Annotated in this window: 21 protein-coding genes, 1 tRNA gene and 1 pseudogene; 3 read left to right on the forward strand and 20 right to left on the reverse strand. The window is 38.3% G+C overall.

The window, feature by feature from the left end:
• Window positions 1–34: 34 nt before the first annotated feature.
• The 7 genes and pseudogenes from CJZ72_RS15020 to CJZ72_RS01645 form a co-directional block, all read right to left on the reverse strand.
• A pseudogene (locus CJZ72_RS15020) lies at window positions 35–154 on the reverse strand (DUF3788 family protein); the annotation flags it as partial.
• Window positions 155–291: 137 nt separating this feature from the next.
• Window positions 292–588 (reverse strand): ArsR/SmtB family transcription factor, encoded by a 297-nt coding sequence (locus CJZ72_RS01620; protein WP_005878309.1) that lies wholly within the window; start codon window positions 586–588, stop codon window positions 292–294.
• A gap of 259 nt (window positions 589–847) precedes the next feature.
• Complete coding sequence (locus tag CJZ72_RS01625) at window positions 848–1,159, reverse strand: DUF1292 domain-containing protein (protein ID WP_005878307.1); 312 nt, start codon at window positions 1,157–1,159, stop codon at window positions 848–850.
• A 24-nt stretch (window positions 1,160–1,183) separates the two neighbouring features.
• On the reverse strand, window positions 1,184–1,615 hold the full coding sequence (gene ruvX, locus CJZ72_RS01630; RefSeq protein ID WP_081134823.1) for a Holliday junction resolvase RuvX: 432 nt from the start codon (window positions 1,613–1,615) through the stop codon (window positions 1,184–1,186).
• Window positions 1,612–1,878, reverse strand: coding sequence for an IreB family regulatory phosphoprotein (locus CJZ72_RS01635; RefSeq protein ID WP_005878304.1), 267 nt, complete (start codon window positions 1,876–1,878; stop codon window positions 1,612–1,614). Before CJZ72_RS01635 ends, ruvX begins: the two co-directional genes overlap by 4 nt.
• 267 nt (window positions 1,879–2,145) lie before the next feature.
• Window positions 2,146–2,862 (reverse strand): DNA/RNA non-specific endonuclease, encoded by a 717-nt coding sequence (locus CJZ72_RS01640; RefSeq protein ID WP_081134824.1) that lies wholly within the window; start codon window positions 2,860–2,862, stop codon window positions 2,146–2,148.
• 236 nt (window positions 2,863–3,098) lie between these two features.
• Window positions 3,099–3,169: transfer RNA gene (locus tag CJZ72_RS01645), tRNA-Gly, on the reverse strand.
• 119 nt (window positions 3,170–3,288) lie between these two features.
• On the opposite strand from CJZ72_RS01645, the gene CJZ72_RS01650 reads away from it, so the two are divergent.
• A complete protein-coding gene (locus CJZ72_RS01650; RefSeq protein ID WP_005878300.1) occupies window positions 3,289–4,041 on the forward strand; it encodes a threonine/serine exporter family protein in 753 nt (250 codons plus the stop codon).
• A gap of 15 nt (window positions 4,042–4,056) precedes the next feature.
• Window positions 4,057–4,533, forward strand: coding sequence for a threonine/serine exporter family protein (locus tag CJZ72_RS01655; protein ID WP_081134867.1), 477 nt, complete (start codon window positions 4,057–4,059; stop codon window positions 4,531–4,533).
• 135 nt (window positions 4,534–4,668) lie between these two features.
• Here the strand turns inward: CJZ72_RS01655 and CJZ72_RS01660 are convergent, their stop codons facing one another.
• The 4 genes from CJZ72_RS01660 to CJZ72_RS01680 all read right to left on the reverse strand — a co-directional run bounded on the left by CJZ72_RS01660 (window position 4,669) and on the right by CJZ72_RS01680 (window position 9,807).
• Window positions 4,669–6,246 carry an ABC transporter gene (locus CJZ72_RS01660; protein WP_095443572.1) on the reverse strand — a complete coding sequence of 526 codons (1,578 nt, stop codon included), beginning with the start codon at window positions 6,244–6,246 and terminating at the stop codon, window positions 4,669–4,671.
• Window positions 6,239–6,979, reverse strand: a complete 741-nt coding sequence (locus CJZ72_RS01665; protein ID WP_005878294.1) for an ABC transporter ATP-binding protein — start codon at window positions 6,977–6,979, stop codon at window positions 6,239–6,241. The genes CJZ72_RS01660 and CJZ72_RS01665 overlap by 8 nt, the downstream gene beginning before the upstream one ends.
• A 1,033-nt stretch (window positions 6,980–8,012) precedes the next feature.
• Entirely contained in the window at window positions 8,013–8,873 is an 861-nt protein-coding gene (locus tag CJZ72_RS01675) for a TIGR03943 family putative permease subunit (protein ID WP_081134829.1), read from the reverse strand.
• Between the two features lie 10 nt (window positions 8,874–8,883).
• The gene (locus CJZ72_RS01680) at window positions 8,884–9,807 is read right to left on the reverse strand and encodes a permease (RefSeq protein ID WP_081134830.1); all 924 of its coding nucleotides are present in this window, start codon (window positions 9,805–9,807) and stop codon (window positions 8,884–8,886) included.
• Between the two features lie 236 nt (window positions 9,808–10,043).
• Between CJZ72_RS01680 and CJZ72_RS01685 the strand changes: the two genes are divergently transcribed.
• Window positions 10,044–10,388, forward strand: a complete 345-nt coding sequence (locus CJZ72_RS01685; protein WP_081134832.1) for a thioredoxin family protein — start codon at window positions 10,044–10,046, stop codon at window positions 10,386–10,388.
• A gap of 288 nt (window positions 10,389–10,676) precedes the next feature.
• Here the strand turns inward: CJZ72_RS01685 and rsmI are convergent, their stop codons facing one another.
• The 9 genes from rsmI to dnaX all read right to left on the reverse strand — a co-directional run bounded on the left by rsmI (window position 10,677) and on the right by dnaX (window position 17,529).
• Window positions 10,677–11,549, reverse strand: a complete 873-nt coding sequence (gene rsmI / locus CJZ72_RS01690) for a 16S rRNA (cytidine(1402)-2'-O)-methyltransferase (protein WP_081134833.1) — start codon at window positions 11,547–11,549, stop codon at window positions 10,677–10,679.
• A 63-nt stretch (window positions 11,550–11,612) separates the two neighbouring features.
• Window positions 11,613–11,960, reverse strand: coding sequence for a DNA replication initiation control protein YabA (locus CJZ72_RS01695; RefSeq protein ID WP_005878284.1), 348 nt, complete (start codon window positions 11,958–11,960; stop codon window positions 11,613–11,615).
• On the reverse strand, window positions 11,953–12,777 hold the full coding sequence (locus CJZ72_RS01700) for a PSP1 domain-containing protein (RefSeq protein WP_005878282.1): 825 nt from the start codon (window positions 12,775–12,777) through the stop codon (window positions 11,953–11,955). Before CJZ72_RS01700 ends, CJZ72_RS01695 begins: the two co-directional genes overlap by 8 nt.
• Window positions 12,778–12,810: 33 nt before the next feature.
• On the reverse strand, window positions 12,811–13,749 hold the full coding sequence (gene holB / locus CJZ72_RS01705) for a DNA polymerase III subunit delta' (RefSeq protein WP_081134835.1): 939 nt from the start codon (window positions 13,747–13,749) through the stop codon (window positions 12,811–12,813).
• A gap of 8 nt (window positions 13,750–13,757) precedes the next feature.
• Complete coding sequence (locus tag CJZ72_RS01710; protein ID WP_005878277.1) at window positions 13,758–14,087, reverse strand: cyclic-di-AMP receptor; 330 nt, start codon at window positions 14,085–14,087, stop codon at window positions 13,758–13,760.
• A gap of 14 nt (window positions 14,088–14,101) precedes the next feature.
• The gene (tmk, locus tag CJZ72_RS01715; RefSeq protein ID WP_005878275.1) at window positions 14,102–14,746 is read right to left on the reverse strand and encodes a dTMP kinase; all 645 of its coding nucleotides are present in this window, start codon (window positions 14,744–14,746) and stop codon (window positions 14,102–14,104) included.
• Window positions 14,747–14,807: 61 nt separating this feature from the next.
• Window positions 14,808–15,404 (reverse strand): recombination mediator RecR, encoded by a 597-nt coding sequence (recR, locus tag CJZ72_RS01720; protein WP_005878273.1) that lies wholly within the window; start codon window positions 15,402–15,404, stop codon window positions 14,808–14,810.
• A 24-nt stretch (window positions 15,405–15,428) separates the two neighbouring features.
• On the reverse strand, window positions 15,429–15,740 hold the full coding sequence (locus CJZ72_RS01725) for a YbaB/EbfC family nucleoid-associated protein (RefSeq protein ID WP_016177351.1): 312 nt from the start codon (window positions 15,738–15,740) through the stop codon (window positions 15,429–15,431).
• A 52-nt stretch (window positions 15,741–15,792) separates the two neighbouring features.
• Window positions 15,793–17,529 carry a DNA polymerase III subunit gamma/tau gene (gene dnaX / locus CJZ72_RS01730; protein WP_095443573.1) on the reverse strand — a complete coding sequence of 579 codons (1,737 nt, stop codon included), beginning with the start codon at window positions 17,527–17,529 and terminating at the stop codon, window positions 15,793–15,795.
• Window positions 17,530–17,750: the final 221 nt, after the last annotated feature.

Genomic DNA, 17,750 nt, shown 5'->3' on the forward strand with positions numbered 1-17,750 from the left:
TCACAAATCTAAAAATCAGGTTTGCTACAGACTCTCGAATAAACGGTGGGAGCAGAAGCAACTCCTTCGGAAATAAGCCGAAATTCACAAAAATTTGAAAAGCAATTTTCGTTCATTTCTTCTTATTTCTCGGAGTTAAACACTTCTGTCCCAACCTCTCTCAAATAAACGGCGTCCAAAAGTCAGGTATTTTGGAAATTTCAAAAAAAAACGAGCAATACAAAAAACGTATTGTTCGTTTTTATCCACAATTTTCTCAAACCAAAACGACTTTTGTCTCGATTTCCTCAATTATAGAGAATCTAAAAAATGGTTTACATATCTTTCAAAGGTATCGTAGTTCAGTGAGACATATTTCTCTCTTGCTTCTTTACGAGAGGAAATTAACCCAGCTTCTCTTAATAGTTTAAAGTGATAAGAGCCTGCTGACTTGCTCATTTTAACAACCTTTCCAATCTCACCACACGTAATTTCACGATCAACCTTTTTTAGATATCTGATAATTTCAATTCTTGTCGGATCAGACAAGGCTTTAAAAAGCTTCACTCGCATTTCATCTGCTTGTTGTTGATTTAGTTCAATAATCATAAAACAATTGTACTAATCATTTCCATTTTTTTCAAGTCTTACTCATTAGTTATACTCAAATTAGTTTTATCAGCTACCGAAAAGTATCCTCTTTCTACACTCTTTTCTGAATGCTCTGCGATAACAGCAGCATAAAGGCAATGCTATTGAAAAGCTTGTAGCACATCTAAATTTCTAATTATCTTGATCAATTTCTCAGTCAAAAGAAAAATAAAAAAGAAGAAACCCTGTCTAACAAGGTTTCTCCCATTTTTTGAAACTATTCTTCTTCTTCAGCCATGAATGTGTTGAACACTTCTTCGATCATGTCCCATTCAGCATCTGTTTCGATTTGTTCTAGTTCGCCTTCTGTACCATCTTCATTTTCGATGTATGCATAAGCTTGTAATTCGACATCTTCATCTTCAGATGCTCCTGCTGGATAAAGTAACACGTAGTTGCGTCCAAATTCTTCTTGGCCATCTACTGTTAATAAGATTTCGTATAATGTTTCATTTCCTTGATCATCAACTAATGTGATATGCTCATGTCCTTCGTGATCGTGGTCATGTGTATGATTATTTTCTGTCATAAGATTCCCTCTTTTCATTTTATGTTAAAACCATTTTTTCCCTGAACCATCTAAATAATTTTGTAAAATCATTACAGCGGCTAACTTATCAATGACTTTTTTTCTTTTTGCTCGTGACGTGTTTGCTTGCTCAACTAACATTCGTTCAGCTTGAACAGTGGTCAAACGTTCATCTTGATAATCAACTGGCAAGGAAAACAATTCTTCGATTTTTTCTCCATAAGCGATCGAACTTTCCGCTCTTGGTCCAATTGTATTATTCATATTTTTAGGCAAGCCTACGACGAAACGATCGACTTCATATTCTTCCACTAATTCTTTCAGACGGTCAAAGCCAAACTCTTCAGCTGACTCATTGATCCGAATGATTTCTACGCCTTGAGCAGTCCACCCAAAAGGATCACTAACAGCAACTCCGACTGTTTTTGAGCCTACATCTAAGCCCATGACCCTCATAGATTTACTCCATGGTTCGTGAGATAATCTTTAACGATTACTTCCATGATCTCATCGCGCTCGTGACGGCGAATCAAATTACGTGCATCACGATAACGAGGAATGTAGGCCGGGTCTCCAGAAAGTAAGTAGCCCACAATCTGGTTGATTGGATTGTAGCCTTTTTCTTCTAAAGCCCGATAAACGATCGCTAATGTTTCGCTGACTTCTTTTTTACGACTATCATCAAAACCAAAACGTACGGTTTCATCTGTAAAACCCATGATTCTACACCTCTTTCCCAAAGGTAATCCATTTACCTTATACACCTTTATTCTACTCGAAGTAGCTCAAAACTACAAACAAATCTTCAGAAACTTATAGATAATTTGAGAATGTATGCTACATTAGCATACCATAACCTTCGTTCAAATCATTTCATTTAAAGTTATTCTAAACTAAGTATACGCTAAATTTAAATAAACATAAGCTTTTTCGATTTTTCTTCAAGATTTTCACACTTTTTTCGAATATATCCGTTCAATACTGCTCTATTTTTTTGTTGCTTGACCAGTTTCATAGTTGATCGTATAACCATCTTGAACATTATAAATAAAGACATTGAATTCGATTTTTTTGTCTTCGATACTTTCTGCTTCCAGTTGTACCCCTCTTGCTACCAATTCATCCCCTTGAAAATGCGGGGTTACCCGATAACGTACATGATGATTAGTTTCTTTGATATAAGCTGCGATATCATTTTCATGTGCCAACATATAAGGTGCATTCAACGAACGTGTCCCAGTCATCAAGTTTTTGATATTATTGTTTTGGCCAGTTAACTGATAGCCAATCAAATGGCTACGATTATATAACCACTGCCCATCGCTTAGTTTCTTTTGTTTCCACCCTGTTGGATCGACATACAAAGCTTCCCGTTTTTCTTTAGGAAACAAATCTTTACCTAACATAGCGTTCGCAGCACCTACACGATTCAGACGGTCGATATTTGAATAGCTTTGCCATGTTCCTTTTGACAAGCTTAGATCTTCTTTGGAAAAATCCGGTTGGTTATTATTGATCTCTATTTCTTGATGTTTTCCATCATATTCTGGAACATCGGCTACCTTAGAGGCTTGAGGCGTTGACTCGAATATTCCAGTGATTTGTTGGACGATATCGGAATCTTTTTGTGTTGATAGACCAAGTGCACCAGCTAAAATTGCCACAACGATCCCCATAATTGCTTTTGATGATTTTTTTCCCATTTCTTTACTCCTTTACTAAAACAACTATTCTAAACTTTAACATATGTTCCCCTTTTTTAAAATAAAGAAATTTATTTAATTGACGGAATTCACCTGTTTTTATCGTTCTTTTCTATTGGTCTTCTTCACAAATAAAATACGCCACGGATCGGCTTTTTGCTTGTTGCTTATTTCTGACGACAAAAAAACGATAATCAATGTCTGATTATCGTTTTACTCATTCAAAAATTCATATAAGCGGGTGACGGGAATCGAACCCGCGACATCAGCTTGGGAAGCTGGGATTTTACCACTAAACTACACCCGCATCTCACAAATGATAGTATACGCCTAATTTTTTTCAGACTCAAGTTTTATTTGTTTTTATCTTTTTTCACCTGTTTGTAGTAAAATAAAGGCAATAAATGAACTAATGGAGAAGATGCTATGTCGGAAAAAGAATTGAATTTGTTACTCGATACCTGCTTATTGGCTGGAAAAATCATGATGGAAAGCAATGCTGAAATGTATCGGGTAGAAGATACGATGAGTCGGATTGCTCTTGCATCCGGCAGTTATCGCTTAGTTAGCTATGTGACACAAACCGGACTCTTCATTGGATTTGATCGAACGTCGACGATTCGTATGGAGCAGATCACGAACCGATCGATCAATTTAGAAAAGGTTGTTAAAGTGAACAATTTATCCAGAAAATATGTTGCCGGTCAGCTGACACTAGACGAATTGTACCAAGAATTACAAGAAATCGACAAAGATCGCTCTTTCTTCCCCGTCTGGCTTCAGATTGTCAGCGCAGCGATCATTAGTGGAACGATCATGGTGCTGTTTGGTGGGGAGATGCGTGATTTACCAATTACTGTGATCATTGGCGGAATTGGCTATGCAATTTATTTATACAGTTTGAAATTTTTCCGTATTAAATTCTTATCTGAGTTTCTTTCTTCCTTATTGATTGGTGTAGCCGCTATCCTTAGTACTCGAATTGGTCTTGGAATCAATCAGGATTTGATCATCATTGGTTGTGTCATGCCCCTTGTCCCTGGGGTACAAATCACGAATGCCATCCGTGATCTACTTGCTGGACACTATATTTCTGGTGTTTCCAGAGGAACAGAAGCCATGATGACAGCTACGATGATTGGCTTTGCAATCGCCTTTATCTTCCAACTTTTTTATTAGGAAAGGAACATGATGATGTGGAATCTATTTATTCAATTCTTATTTAGCTTTTTAGCTACTGCAGCTTTTGCGATCATCACCAATGTTCCTAGACGAGCATTGATCTACTGTGGTCTATCCGGTGCATTCGGTTGGATGATCTATTGGACTTGTGTTGATTTTGGCGGTAGCCCCGCTTTTGGTTCATTACTGGGTTCCCTTGGCGTGGCTTTCATCAGTAACATTTTCTCTAAACGCTTAAAAATGCCTGTAACTATCTTTAATATCCCCGGCATGGTTCCATTAGTTCCGGGTGGATTAGCCTATCAGGCAGTCAGAAATCTCGTGACAAGTTCCTACCAAGAGGCAGCGAACTATGCTGTCCAAGCCATTATGATTGCTGGTGCGATCGCATTAGGACTAGTTCTGTCAGAAGTCTTCAACCATAACATCCGCAATTTCAAAGTCAAGAGAGAATCAATACTGTTAAAAAGAAAAAAACGAATCAAATAATCAACAGTATGGGAAATGAGGTACGCTCTTTCTCCAATATAAAAAGAGGTCGAGACAAATTTAAAATCAGTTTTTGCTACAGACTCTCGAATAAACGACTTTTGTCTCGACCTCATTTCCACTCTATCGCCTATTTTATAGTTTTTCCCAAAAATTCTTTTGGTAGTATCGAATAAGCCAAAGCACACCAGGGATGAGGATAGCAAAAGCAATCCCATTAACGAGCCAAAACGAAAACATAAGTGTGGAGATCCCATATATGACTAGGATGATCACACTACCAATCATCGTCCCCATCAACATCGCTACCAATCCTAGGTTTCCTGCTCCACGGGTAAAGAGTTGATTGATGTTCGTCCAATTTAATAGAAGCAGTCGATAGTCTCGGGCAAAGTAACGCAGTGATAAGATGTAAGTGCCAATTAAGGTACCTAGTAAGAAACTAAGTAAAAAAAGAAGCGGTAAGCGGAAAATCAAGCCAGCTATTATCGCAATTCCTCCTGATAGGCAACTCTGTAATAACCAACCAAAACGAAATTTTTCTTTTAAATAGCGCTTCATGGAGAGTGGCAATGAACGGATGAAAAAATAATTTTCTTGGTCTAAAGAAATCAGATTACTGACAAAGGATGTTTGATTGACCGTCAAGGAAGCTAAGACGATTCCAGTGAAAAAAACTACCCCGATCAAACGAATATCAAGTGTACTTAAATTTATCCCATCCCCCACAGCAAAGGCAATAATAAAAATAATCGGCGTTATTAACGAGGATGAAATAACTTGTAAGATCAGGCTAGGCTCTTCGACTAACTGCATATTGTAGTTAAACAATAATTGTCGTAAGGTCTGATTTTTTTTGTGTTTACGCTTCGCTTTTACCTCAGTTGTTGACGCAGTTAGCTGATCAGTTAGTTTTGGCACGATCAATGAGCGAATGGCAAATAATAACACGAGAACTGTTACCAAAATGATACCAAGATTGAGTAGCCCATTTGTAGAAAACGGCTGATTCATCACATGATAAAAAGGTAAAAGAAACACGAGCGGTTGTCGATCAGCCAATCCTACGCTAATATCAACCGTTTGATGATTCATCCACATGATTCCGACTACTGCAATGACCATCGATCCACCAAGTAAAAGACTAGTCACTGCTTTTTTATGTTTTTTGAACAATGATGTTTGCGCAAGTCCAAAGACGAGTAAACTAGCGATACAAAAAAGCAAGATAAGAAATAGCGCAAATAATAAGAATGCGAAGAAAATCGTCACTAGGAAAAAGTGTTGTGCTCGCCAACCAGTTAATAGGAATAACACAAGTAACGGGAAAACAAAGGGAGCGATAGTCATCGCTACTACTAGGATCTTCGATAGGAATAGTTGACTCTGTCTAAATGGCAAAGGTAGAAATGCTTGAAGATCGGTTCCTTCAAAAAAGATGTTATAGATAACAGAAATACTTTGTGACAATCCCAATAAGCTAAACAGTGCCACATAGTAAGTAAAAAAACCTGGCATGCGATTAAAATCAACGGCAAACATGGTAACACTATAAATCAATAAAAATGCTAAGCCAGAAAGCACAAACTGTAACATCAAATAACGTGAAAGACTTTTTCCTTTCTTTCCTTTTTCTCGAGCCTTATTAGTCATTTGCGGATTCACGTATAAAAGATTGACACGGATCAGTTCGATCAGTTGTTGTTTATTCATACGTCTCACCTGCGGATTGTCTCCCCGCCATTTTCAAATAGATCGTCTCTAATGTATCCGCTGGCGATTCATTCAATAAATCTTGTACTTTTCCATGATAGATCAGCTCTCCTTTTTTCAAGATAGCAATCTTATCACACAATTGTTGCGCAGTATCTAGTACATGAGTTGAAAAAATCACGGTCTTTCCTTTTGCCGCATGCGCTTTCATCATTTCTTTCAGATCATAAGCCGCCTGGGGATCAAGTCCTTGCAGTGGTTCATCCAACACCCAGATATCTGGATCAGGCAATAAGGTTCCGATCAGGATCGTTTTTTGCCTCATTCCATGAGAAAAACTTGCGATCGTCTCTTCCTGATTTCTCCCCAGATCAAAAAGTGTAGTCAACTCAGCTAAACGTTTTTCTTTTTGTGCCGGTTCTATTTCATAAGCTGCAGCAATCAGATCCCAATACTCTCCAGCCGTCAATTGCAAAAATATGTCTGGCGAATCCGGTACATAGCCGATCTTCTTTTTTATTTCTAAACGATTTGTCGACAAATCTTTGCCATCGACCACTATTGAACCAGAAGAAGGTTCGATAATACTTACTAGACTTTTGATCGTAGTTGATTTTCCTGCACCATTATGACCTAAAAATCCAAATATTTCCCCTTGCTCAATCGTTAACGTTAACTCTTTCAAAGCTACTTTTTTCCCATAGTTCTTTGTCAAATTCCAAAATTCAATCATCTTACACCTCTTTTTTCATTTGTGATTTTTTTCTATTGTACGCTTTCATTTTGAATACGTAAATATGTAAAATGCAGAGAAGAATGAAATACAACAAAAAAACATGCTGATTTTATCCCACTTATCGAAAGTGAAATCATGATCAACATGTCGCGCATATAACGATCAGATAGTTCTAGTGAACAGGCGCTCATCATCTGTATTCGGTCGGTTACTGATATTGCCTCCAGTGACTGCTTTGATCAGTTCCCCCAATATGGGTTATGAAATCCGAACATATAATAAAGGAAAAGATACATATAAAAACAACTGCCTATGACTAAAAAAATACGGGCAAGTAGCTTGTTTAGTTTAGGAAGGCAAGTACCTAACCAAAAGAAATACAATCCTAAAATATAAGTATAACTAATATTTTCTAGTGTCTCTTCGGTCGATCGATTGACATAGTAACTTAGAAAGATCAAGAAAAGCGTAAAGAGCAAGATAAATGAAAAAGTTTTCGAAAATTTGATTTTCTTCATGGATAATTTCCTCTTTCATTATTTTTCAGGCATACGTTGATGCTCTATCGGAAGACGAAAAAAATCAAATCACAAACAGTTGTTTAAAGTGACCTTTTCTAGCGCTTCTTTTCCCCAATGATAGAAAAATTTTTTATTGATTTTGTCTATACGGTACGATACTAACATATATGTAATCGATATCAATCAGTAAAAAGTGCAACTCTCACTTTTACTTAGATCAGCGAAAAAATGATCCACACAAAAAAACTTTTGACGAAAAAGAACATGGGACAAAAGTAAGAAACACTTTTATCTTATTCTTTAAAAATAGATAAACGGTGGGAGCAGAAGCAACTCCTTCTTAAATAAGCCGAAATTCACAAAAATTTGAAAAGCAATTTTCGTTAGTCTCTTCTTATTTCTCGGAGTTAAACACTTCTGCCCCAGCCTCGTTTTTCTCTCCAATTTCTCAAACCGAAACGACTTTTGTCTCAACCTCTTTTCGTCACAAAGTTTTCTTTACACTTTCATTAAAATGATCGGTAGACATATTGATTTTTTGGTGCAGCGACTTTGGTTGCTTTGCTTACTTCAACCGAAGGGATTTCTCGCTTGAAAGGTTCATAATAATCGGATTGGATCGTTCCTTCGACTTTGTACCACTCATCGTTTTTGATCGATGTCCCATCGGGCATGTGTGTGAGCAGTCCAAAAACTCCTGAATCGGCGACACAGTGAATGATGCCGAAACGAAATAAAAAGCTGTCTTCCTGTTCCCCGTTTGGCGTTTGATACACAAAGCCTTCATAGGATATTTTTTTACCAATGAATTCGCTTGGATAATTATAAATCAATTCCATGATTTCTAAGTAATTCTCATCAGTGATCGTGATTTTTTCTTTGTCACCATATTTTGCTTTCAACTGATTCATCTGATCCAAGTAATCTGATTTATTGAAATAAATGCTGGTATCTGGTTTCAAATATTGTGTCTGCATTTCTGGATCGCCAACTGATTCTTTGCTTACTGGAAAATTGAACCCTTTTGCTTCAACAATCGTCGTATCCAAACTAACTGTTGGAAAAAGTGTGCCGACAATGATAGGCAAAGCCAGTAAAACATAAGCAATCCCACGCTGCCAAGGAGTCGATAGACCATGGTCATGTTCTTCATGATGATGCTCGTCGTGGTGATGCTCGTCGTGATCTCTTTTGGCTGAATCACTTTTGACCCAAACGTATAATTGGACAAGCGCAAGTAATGCAGACAAAATCATCGAAAGGATCGCTAAGTAACGATAATGTACATTGATGTACTGATCTAACTTACCTGATACTTGCAGGTACATCATCAATTCAAAATAACCGGATAGTATCAAAAATCGTAACATGTTTTCCCTCCTAGATGAATAATGTAAAGCCAATCACACTGATGGCGATCAAAGCAATCAGCGAGACAATGAAACGACCATTGAAGTAACGTTTCATCATCAACAGGTTTTTGATGTCAACCATTGGACCAAACACTAAAAATGCCACAACTGGTGCGGTCCCAAATAGACTTAGTAAGGATGAACCAATGAAGGCATCCGCTTCTGAACAGAGGGACATTGTAAAAGCAAGTATCAGCATAATGACGATCGCCAAGATTTTTGTCGATCCAAGGGTCAACATCACTCGCGTTGGTAAATAGGTTTGCATACCAGCAGCGATCAGCCCACCGATAATCAAATACCGGCCTGTGTCAAAAAACTCATCAATGCTATGAGTCAAAACGTGTCCTGTTTGCTGTCCGAATCGTTTCACTTTATTTGTCTTTATTCCAGTGATTTCATGATGATGGTGCGTGGATGTTTCAATTTTTTGGCTTATCTTCTCTTTTAATACAGATTCCTTTTGGAAATAGGCTAACCAAATACCTATGATGAGTGCTACAACAAAACTACCAAGCATCCGCCAACCTGCCATTACCCATGAGTTACCGAAAGCGATAAAAGTAGAAAAAATCACGATCGGATTGATGATCGGCGCAGTAAGCATAAATGCGAAAGCAGTGTGTACAGGAACGCCTTTTTTTACAAATTGATGAACGATGGGAACGATGCCACACTCACAGGAAGGAAAGAAAAATCCTAAGATCGAGCCAGTCAAAATCGATAAAAACCGATTTTTAGGTAGCCAACGCTTTACTCTTTCTGGTGTTAAAAAAACTTGGAGGGCCCCAGAGATGAGACAACCCAATAATACAAATGGTAGTGCTTCAATCACGATCGATAAAAAGATCGTACTCATCTGCAAAACCGAATTTGGTAAAAAAGAAAACATGATTTCTCCCCTTACTTTAAGCTACATTTGCCAAAATAATATACGCTTTCCACTAAAAAAAAACAAGAGAAGTTGTTATAATTTACACAACTCTTATTTTTTTGTTTTTATCTAAAAAGCAATTCAATTGACATATTCTGTAATTCTGTTTAAATAAGAACAGTATTTTCTTCGTAGCTTTCTTATTACTGGTTAATTTAATAACTTGCTGATTGCTACCAGAAAGGAATGATCCTATGAAAAAAACAACTGATCTATCTGAAGTCCAAGCCGCACTCACTCAAGCAGAAACTGTTGTTGTTTACTTATCGATGCCAAATTGCAGTGTTTGTCAGGCTGTAAAGCCTCGCTTTGAAGAATTATTGTCCCACTACGCATTTCCAAGTTTTCACTTGGATGCTGTAGAAACACCAGAAGTAGCTAGTACGTTCCAAGTATTGACTGCTCCAGTTATTTTGATTTTTCATGAGCAAAAGGAGATCGAACGTCAAGCGCGCTTCATAGATTTTCATCGTTTGACACGCCTGTTTGAACAATTGGATACGGCGAGTCAACTGAGTTATGAGGACTTATTTAAGTAAATGTCATAAAAAGAGCGTTCCAGAGTTAGCTGCAACTCTTGGAACGCTCTTTTTAGGCTCTATACTTTTTGAGGCTGGGACAGAAGTGTTTAACTCCGAGAAATAAGAAGAAATTAAGGAAAATTGCTTTTCAAATTTTTGTGAATTTCGGCTTATTAAGAAGGAGTTGCTTCTGCTCCCACCGTTTATTTGTTTTTAAAGTATGAGACAAAAGTGTTTCTTACTTTTGTCCCACGCTCATCTGGCAATGAGCCATCATGTATTGAAGAGATCCTTATGATTTCCAGTTTATTCCTCGTCTAATTCATGGAATTGGCGATAGACTTCTTGCTTTTTTAATCCGTTTTGTACGGCTACGGCTTTGATTGCTTCATTGGTTTTTTTGCCTTCTGCAATCAATTGTTCCACTTGCTCTTTCAATGAACCGACAATCTCAATTGTTTCTTCCTGAATCCCTGTACTTCCTTCTACGAGAAGACAGCATTCCCCTTTGATTGGTTGGTCTTCAATATAGGAAAGCAATTCTTCGATAGTTCCCCGCAAATATTCTTCATGGATTTTCGTCAATTCGCGACATAATACGACCTGACGATTTCCTAAAACAGTTAACATGTTTTTTAAAGTCCCACTGATTCGATAAGGAGATTCATAAAAAATCAGTGTTGCCGTATGATTCTTTAATTTTTCTAATGTATTTTCTTGCTCTTTCTTCTTTCTTCCTAAAAATCCATAAAATAGGAATGGTTGTGGCAGTAGACCAGAAGCAATCAGCGCTGTCATACCGGCCGTTGCACCTGGTAAGGAAACAACAGGAATACCTTCTTCGATACAAGCAACTACCAATTCGTGCCCTGGATCGCTGATCGAAGGCATGCCAGCATCACTGACTTGAGCAATCGACTGACCGTTTTTCAATACTTCCAGAAATTGAGGAATACGCTCTTTATAGTTGTGTTCATGCAAACTTTTCTGGGGCGTATGGATCTCAAAATGATTCAATAATTTTTGCGTATTTCGTGTATCCTCACTTGCAATCAATGCAACTTCTTGCAACATCCGAACACTTCGATAAGTCATATCTTCCAAATTACCTATTGGCGTAGGTACTAAGTAAAGTGTTCCTGTTGTGTGATTTCCTTTAAAACTTTTTTGGTTGAACATTTTTTTATCTCCTATAAAAAAACTGGAGCAGGATTTTCTACTCCAGTCTATTATTTACTTTGATCAGCGTCCGCTCTCACGGTAGATGACTTCTAAACAAAAGGCACAAGGTTCATCATTTTCTCTTCTTGAACCATAAAGATCATAACAGACATGGAAGCCTTCTTCATAAATCTTTTCTAAGTTCATACGTGATTTTGAAAGTTCTTGTTTCACATTTTCTGCTGGTGCTTGTGCTGCTTGGTTCAATTCGCGCAAATGTTCTCTTAGACGCTGATTTTCCATCTCTAGCGTTGTATTTTTTTCAACGATTTCATGTAAGGCTTGTTTCATCTCGACCAATTCAGTCAACGTATTTCTAAGCTCTGATTCTAATTGATTCAAACCGTCATATAATGATCGTTTATCCATTCATCTCACCTACTTTGATGAAACTTTTTAATTCGTCCCATTCATATTCAACAGGATTTTCCCTTCCAACTAATCGTATGCTTACAAGACGATTAAGAAGGTTCAATCCAACGACTTTCCCTTTACCATCAGGCGTATCTACTACGTTTCCAAAGTCAGGGAGTTCTTTTTTTGTTCGTTCATATTCTTCGCTCTCATACTGCAGACAACACATCAAACGTCCGCATAATCCAGAGATTTTTGTTGGGTTCAATGACAATCCCTGATCTTTTGCCATCTTGATCGAAACAGGAACAAAATCTCCTAAAAATGAGGCACAGCACAACGGACGACCACAGGGACCAATCCCACCGATCAATTTCGATTCATCTCGCACACCGATTTGCTGAAGTTCGATTCGCGTGCGAAATACTCCAGCTAGATCTTTGACTAATTCACGAAAATCAATACGTCCGTCTGCTGTAAATGAAAAGATCAGTTTGCTGCGATCCAATGTATATTCTACACGTACAATCTTCATCGCAAGTTGATGTTTTTCTATTTTATCTTTGGCGATTTTGAACGCACGTTTCGCATCTTCTCTATTTTTGTTATCTTTCTTCAGCTCGTTTTCTGTTGCTTTATGCAAAATGGGACTAACTTTATCTGGCAAGTCCTCTGGATCCATTTCTATTTTGGGAACGGCAACAGTTGCGATATGTAAGGTTTTCTGAGATTCAACCAAAACCTTTTCTTGATAATAATACGTTGAATCACCAGGTGAAAAATAATAGATATGACCTGCATCTCTATAACGGACACCTACTACTTCGACCATTTCCTTCCCCCTTGATCCTTCTTTTGCTACTTTTTAGTTGATCGTTCGTAGCACCAATTGTTCTGCTACTGCTTGAAAGCTGACATTGCTTCTCAGTTTTTGTTCTGCAAATAATATACGCTCGATCGTCTGATTGATTTTTTTTACTTGCATGATTTTGTCTTTCTCTAAGGCTTGCTTTAATGCCTCTTGATAATAAAATAGTAAGATCGATAAAGCCGTAAACTGCTGTGATTTTTCTTTAAATAACTTTATCAGCTTTTTTTGCACATAGATGAATGCTTGTGTATCATTGCTTTGCATGTACACAAACCACTGCTGAATCGAATCCTTAGCATCATTAAACCATTCATTCTGCGATATTTCAACTGCTTTTGTGAAACTGTTGGTTAAGAACGCCAAAAGTTTTGCTTTTTCCACAGGTATCCCCGCTTTTTGCAGTTTGTGGATCAATACCTCTTTAGACAATTCTTGAAAATGGAGGATTTGGCACCTTGATTGGATAGTTGGTAAGATTCTCCCGACTGAATCTGTTTCGAGGATCGCCAAAAATTCTCCTGGTGGTTCTTCTAGAAATTTCAATAAACTATTGGCTGCACTGCTATTCATCTTTTCAGCTTCTTTGACAAGAAAAACTTTCTTGCGTGACTCATAACCGCTTCGACTAAATTCTGTTTGCAACCGTCTGATTTGATCCACTTTGATGGTTTGACCTTCTGGTTCGATCGTTAACACATCAGGATGTTCCTGATTTTGGATTCGCTGGCAGTTATTACATGTGCCACAAGGAAGTCCGTTTTTCATCTCTGTACAAAAAAGATGTTGTGCTAACCAAATCCCCATCTCGTGTTTTCCCGTACCTTTTTCTCCTTCAAAAAGATAAGCATGAGCGAGTCGCCCATGCCCAAAGCTACGTTGAAGCTGTTGATACACGATAGGTTGCATTTGATCTAGAGTAAATTCTTGATCCATAGCTCCTCCTAAAATTGGTGAAATCCTTCAACTGGTAATACAAAGACAGTTGCTCCGCCTACTTCAACTTCTACTGGATAAGGAACGCCACCATCCATAGAGATGTCTAAAGTGACTGGGGTCGACACAAACTGTTTTCTGGATTCGCAAGTTTTTTTGATGATCTCTAACGCATCTTCCACACGGTCATCTTCGATCCCTACGATGAATGTACTATTTCCTGCTTTCAAAAAACCACCTGTTGAAGATAGTTTTGTCGCACGAATATTGGCATCGATCAGTTCATTTGATAAACGGTTGCTGTCTTTGTCTTGAATAATAGCTAAAATGATTTTCATATACAGTCACCTTCCTAATTTTCAAAAAATTGTGGATATTGTTCAATAATCGCTCTATAACTAGTTTGCAAAACATCTTCAAAACTCTTTCTTGCATCGATCTTATGGATGCGTTCAGGATTTTCCTCTGCCAACTTCAAATATGCATGACGCACACGTTGATGAAATTCAAGCCCTTCAGAATCTAAGCGATCGATCTGATTGTGACGATGTTCTTCAATGCGACGCAACCCAGTGTCTGAATCAACATCAAGATAAAGGGTAAAATCTGGTGTCGTACCTTCTGTAGCAAACTCATTCAGTCGAGCAATCTCAGAAATACCGATCCGTCTACCAGCCCCTTGATAGGCTAGTGAGCTGTCCACAAAGCGATCGCATAAGACGATATACCCTTTAGATAGCGCTGGTAGGACTTTTTCGACTAGATGTTGTCTTCTAGCTGCTGCGTAAAGCAATGCTTCTGTCCGCTCATCCATTCGATCGTTTTTTGGATCGAGAATCACTGAGCGGATCTCTTCCGCAATCGGGATACCTCCTGGCTCTCTTGTTTGAATGATCGTTGTTTTTGCTACTTTTTTCAAAAGAGGGAATAGTTCGTTTAAAACACTTGTTTTACCTGCACCATCTGGCCCCTCGATCGTGATAAATAGTCCGTTCACATTTTTGCCCCCATCTCGTGTTCCTTCTCTATTGTAGCTGAAAAATTTAGTTTATAACAATTTATAACTCGCGTCTGCCCTCGACAGCTTTCAAAAGCGTTACTTCATCGGCATATTCAATATCTGAACCAACGGACAAGCCATGCGCTAGACGTGTCACTTTGATGCCAGCTGGTTTGATCAATCGGGAAAGATACATCGCCGTTGCCTCACCTTCTGTCGTAGCATTTGTCGCAATGATCACTTCTTGGACCTGTGCATCATGTAGTCGTTCAAGAAGCGAAGAAATATTGATATCTTCTGGTCCAGTTCCTTCCATTGGGGAAAGCACGCCATGTAGCACGTGGTAAAGACCATGATATTCACGCATTTTTTCTAGAGCCATGACATCCTTAGGTTCTTCTACCACCAAAATGACTCCTCGATCTCGTGAAGGGTCTTTACAGATCTCACATGGATCTTCTTCGGTGATGTTTCCACAAATACTACAAAAATGAAGATCACGTTTTACACTTAGCAAAGATTTGGCAAATTCGTTGACCACTTCATCCTTCATATCGATCGTATAAAAAGCTAATCTCGTTGCTGTTTTTTGACCGATACCTGGAAGTCTCATGTAACTGTCGATCAACTTTGCGATTGGTTCTGGATATTGCATCGTTCATTACCCCTTTAGGAAAAATTAGAAGGGTAGGCCCTTTGTGTATTTTCCCATTGTTTTTTCAGTTTCTACATCGATTTTTGCAAGTGCATCATTCACTGCCATGATCACTAAATCTTGTAACATTTCTGTATCTTCCGGATCAACGACACCTTCATTGATTTGTAGATCTTTCATGCGGCGGTTACCAGTAAAAACGACTTTGACTAAATCATTCGTAGCTGCTCCAGTAAATTCTGTTTCATTCAGTTTGTCCTGTGCCTGTACCATTTCTTTTTGCATTTTTTGTACTTGTTTCATCATGCCTTGCATGTTGCCCATTCCGCGCATCATAATATCATTCTCCTTTAGTTCATTTACTTATTATTCATTCTATAATCACTTGTTAATCATCGACGATAGTCACAATGTCAGGTCCAAATATCTCTTCTGCTTTTGTAACGATCGTTTCTTCTTGCGGTTCATTTTGAGGAATCAATTCGATTTCTTGTGCTTCATCTTCTGGCGCAAATGAATCTTCTGTGCCACTGTCTTTTGCTTGGATCAAATAATCTTTACGGATCAGAGGCCAGCTTTCTCGGGTGATATAAACTGGCTCTGGTGCATAATCTTGGATCATCCGACTAAGGTTGTTATGGATCGAAAGCTTTAGTTCTTCATCATTCGCTGCTCGTTGACAGACGATCTCATAGTCAAAAGCAATCACTAAGCCATTGGGACTAGCAGCAACAGGTTCACTTGCTTTTAGCATCGCTCGTTGAGTCACAGATAGGCTCATTAGCAGATCGTCCCAAACTTCTTTGACATTATTCAAATGTTTTCTTGTTGCTTCTTTTAATACTTTATAAACACGTTCAGTTGGTACGCGATACGTACTTGCTTGCTTTTTCTGAACAGGTGCGTGCGTTTGCTTGGCAGGTGCTTGATTGGCACCTCCATTGGTCTTGATAGCATTGATTTCTTTTTTTAGTTCACTGATTTCTTTTTGCAACTGCTTCACAAGCTGATCATCTACTCCGCTTTCTTGGCTTGTACCATTACTAGGAGCCTGTGCTAATTTGACTGTCGCTACTTCTAAATAGATCGTTGCACTGTTCGTAAAACGAATCTCATTTTGTGTGTCACTCAATATGTGGATCATTTGGAATAAGCGATCAGCTGTGACTTCTTTAGATAGTGCCACAAAAGGCTCTCTGATAGATGTCGTTTGTTCTGCTAAAAGGTTCGGTGCTTGTTGGAACATCAATAGATCCCGGCAGTATTGTAAAAGATCCTCTAAGAAACGGCGAGATTCCTTCCCGGCTGCCAAAATATTGGTCAGCGCCTCTAACGCCTTAGGAACATCTTTATTCACACACGCGCTTAGATACTCATCCATCATCTCATTTGTCAGACTTCCGGTCACCTGCATCGCATCATCCAAAGTAACGGTCCCATCACTGAATGAGATTGCTTGATCCATGATACTTAAAGCATCACGCATCCCGCCTTCTGCAGCTCTTGCAATCACGCCCAGTGCTGGTTCTTCATACGTGATATTTGATTGGTCTAAAATAAATTTTAGATGTTCAATGATATCTGCTGCGGTGATCCGCTTGAAATCAAATCGTTGTGTTCTTGAAATGATTGTTGCAGGAATCTTGTGCGGTTCAGTGGTTGCTAAAATAAAAATAACATTTTCTTTTGGTTCTTCTAATGTTTTAAGTAAGGCATTGAATGCTCCGGTAGAAAGCATATGGACTTCGTCTATGATATAGATTTTGTACGCTGCTTTAGTAGGTGCATAATTGGCTCGATCTCGGATAAAGCGGATTTCTTCTACCCCATTGTTGCTTGCTGCATCGATTTCAATGACATCTTCTTGCGTTCCTGCAGTGATCGATTGACACATTTCACATTGGTTGCAGGGTTCACCATCTTTACTATTTGGGCAGTTGATTGCTTTTGCAAAAATTTTAGCTGCACTCGTTTTACCAGTTCCCCGTGGTCCTGTAAACAGATAAGCATGAGAAGTTTTGTGGGAAACGATAGCATTCTTCAAGGTCTGGGTAACTGCTTTTTGTCCAACGATATCGTCAAAACGTTGGGAACGCCAGACGCGATAAAGTGCTTGATATGCCATGAGGATCCCCCTTTTTTTAAAAATTCACTATCTTTTATTATACGTGATTTTAGAAAAAAAAACTACTATAGTTCTCGTATAGTTTCTGCTTTTTTTATCGTTGCTCGTTCATTAACTACTCCCACATAAGAGTGCTTTTTCCCTATAAATTCTTTCGTTCGAAGTCTGATTCTACATCTTTCGACCGAGCGCTTTTCATTTCCCCTATGGTATAATGAAAT

Origin of the sequence: Enterococcus durans, from assembly GCF_002277935.1 — a bacterium.
GTDB classification, from domain to species: domain Bacteria; phylum Bacillota; class Bacilli; order Lactobacillales; family Enterococcaceae; genus Enterococcus_B; species Enterococcus_B durans.

Excerpts from the sequence above, each read along its gene's own strand:
- CJZ72_RS01655 (WP_081134867.1), top strand. The coding sequence starts at position 4,057 with ATGTGGAATCTATTTATTCAATTCTTATTTAGCTTTTTAGCTACTGCA.
- CJZ72_RS01620 (WP_005878309.1), bottom strand. The coding sequence starts at position 588 with ATGATTATTGAACTAAATCAACAACAAGCAGATGAAATGCGAGTGAAG.
- ruvX (WP_081134823.1), bottom strand. The coding sequence starts at position 1,615 with ATGAGGGTCATGGGCTTAGATGTAGGCTCAAAAACAGTCGGAGTTGCT.
- CJZ72_RS01725 (WP_016177351.1), bottom strand. The coding sequence starts at position 15,740 with ATGATGCGCGGAATGGGCAACATGCAAGGCATGATGAAACAAGTACAA.
- CJZ72_RS01675 (WP_081134829.1), bottom strand. The coding sequence starts at position 8,873 with ATGTTACGATTTTTGATACTATCCGGTTATTTTGAATTGATGATGTAC.
- CJZ72_RS01685 (WP_081134832.1), top strand. The coding sequence starts at position 10,044 with ATGAAAAAAACAACTGATCTATCTGAAGTCCAAGCCGCACTCACTCAA.
- holB (WP_081134835.1), bottom strand. The coding sequence starts at position 13,749 with ATGGATCAAGAATTTACTCTAGATCAAATGCAACCTATCGTGTATCAA.
- rsmI (WP_081134833.1), bottom strand. The coding sequence starts at position 11,549 with ATGTTCAACCAAAAAAGTTTTAAAGGAAATCACACAACAGGAACACTT.
- CJZ72_RS01650 (WP_005878300.1), top strand. The coding sequence starts at position 3,289 with ATGTCGGAAAAAGAATTGAATTTGTTACTCGATACCTGCTTATTGGCT.
- recR (WP_005878273.1), bottom strand. The coding sequence starts at position 15,404 with ATGCAATATCCAGAACCAATCGCAAAGTTGATCGACAGTTACATGAGA.
- CJZ72_RS01680 (WP_081134830.1), bottom strand. The coding sequence starts at position 9,807 with ATGTTTTCTTTTTTACCAAATTCGGTTTTGCAGATGAGTACGATCTTT.
- CJZ72_RS01665 (WP_005878294.1), bottom strand. The coding sequence starts at position 6,979 with ATGATTGAATTTTGGAATTTGACAAAGAACTATGGGAAAAAAGTAGCT.
- CJZ72_RS01625 (WP_005878307.1), bottom strand. The coding sequence starts at position 1,159 with ATGACAGAAAATAATCATACACATGACCACGATCACGAAGGACATGAG.
- CJZ72_RS01695 (WP_005878284.1), bottom strand. The coding sequence starts at position 11,960 with ATGGATAAACGATCATTATATGACGGTTTGAATCAATTAGAATCAGAG.
- CJZ72_RS01710 (WP_005878277.1), bottom strand. The coding sequence starts at position 14,087 with ATGAAAATCATTTTAGCTATTATTCAAGACAAAGACAGCAACCGTTTA.
- CJZ72_RS01700 (WP_005878282.1), bottom strand. The coding sequence starts at position 12,777 with ATGGTCGAAGTAGTAGGTGTCCGTTATAGAGATGCAGGTCATATCTAT.
- dnaX (WP_095443573.1), bottom strand. The coding sequence starts at position 17,529 with ATGGCATATCAAGCACTTTATCGCGTCTGGCGTTCCCAACGTTTTGAC.
- CJZ72_RS01640 (WP_081134824.1), bottom strand. The coding sequence starts at position 2,862 with ATGGGAAAAAAATCATCAAAAGCAATTATGGGGATCGTTGTGGCAATT.
- CJZ72_RS01635 (WP_005878304.1), bottom strand. The coding sequence starts at position 1,878 with ATGGGTTTTACAGATGAAACCGTACGTTTTGGTTTTGATGATAGTCGT.
- CJZ72_RS01660 (WP_095443572.1), bottom strand. The coding sequence starts at position 6,246 with ATGAATAAACAACAACTGATCGAACTGATCCGTGTCAATCTTTTATAC.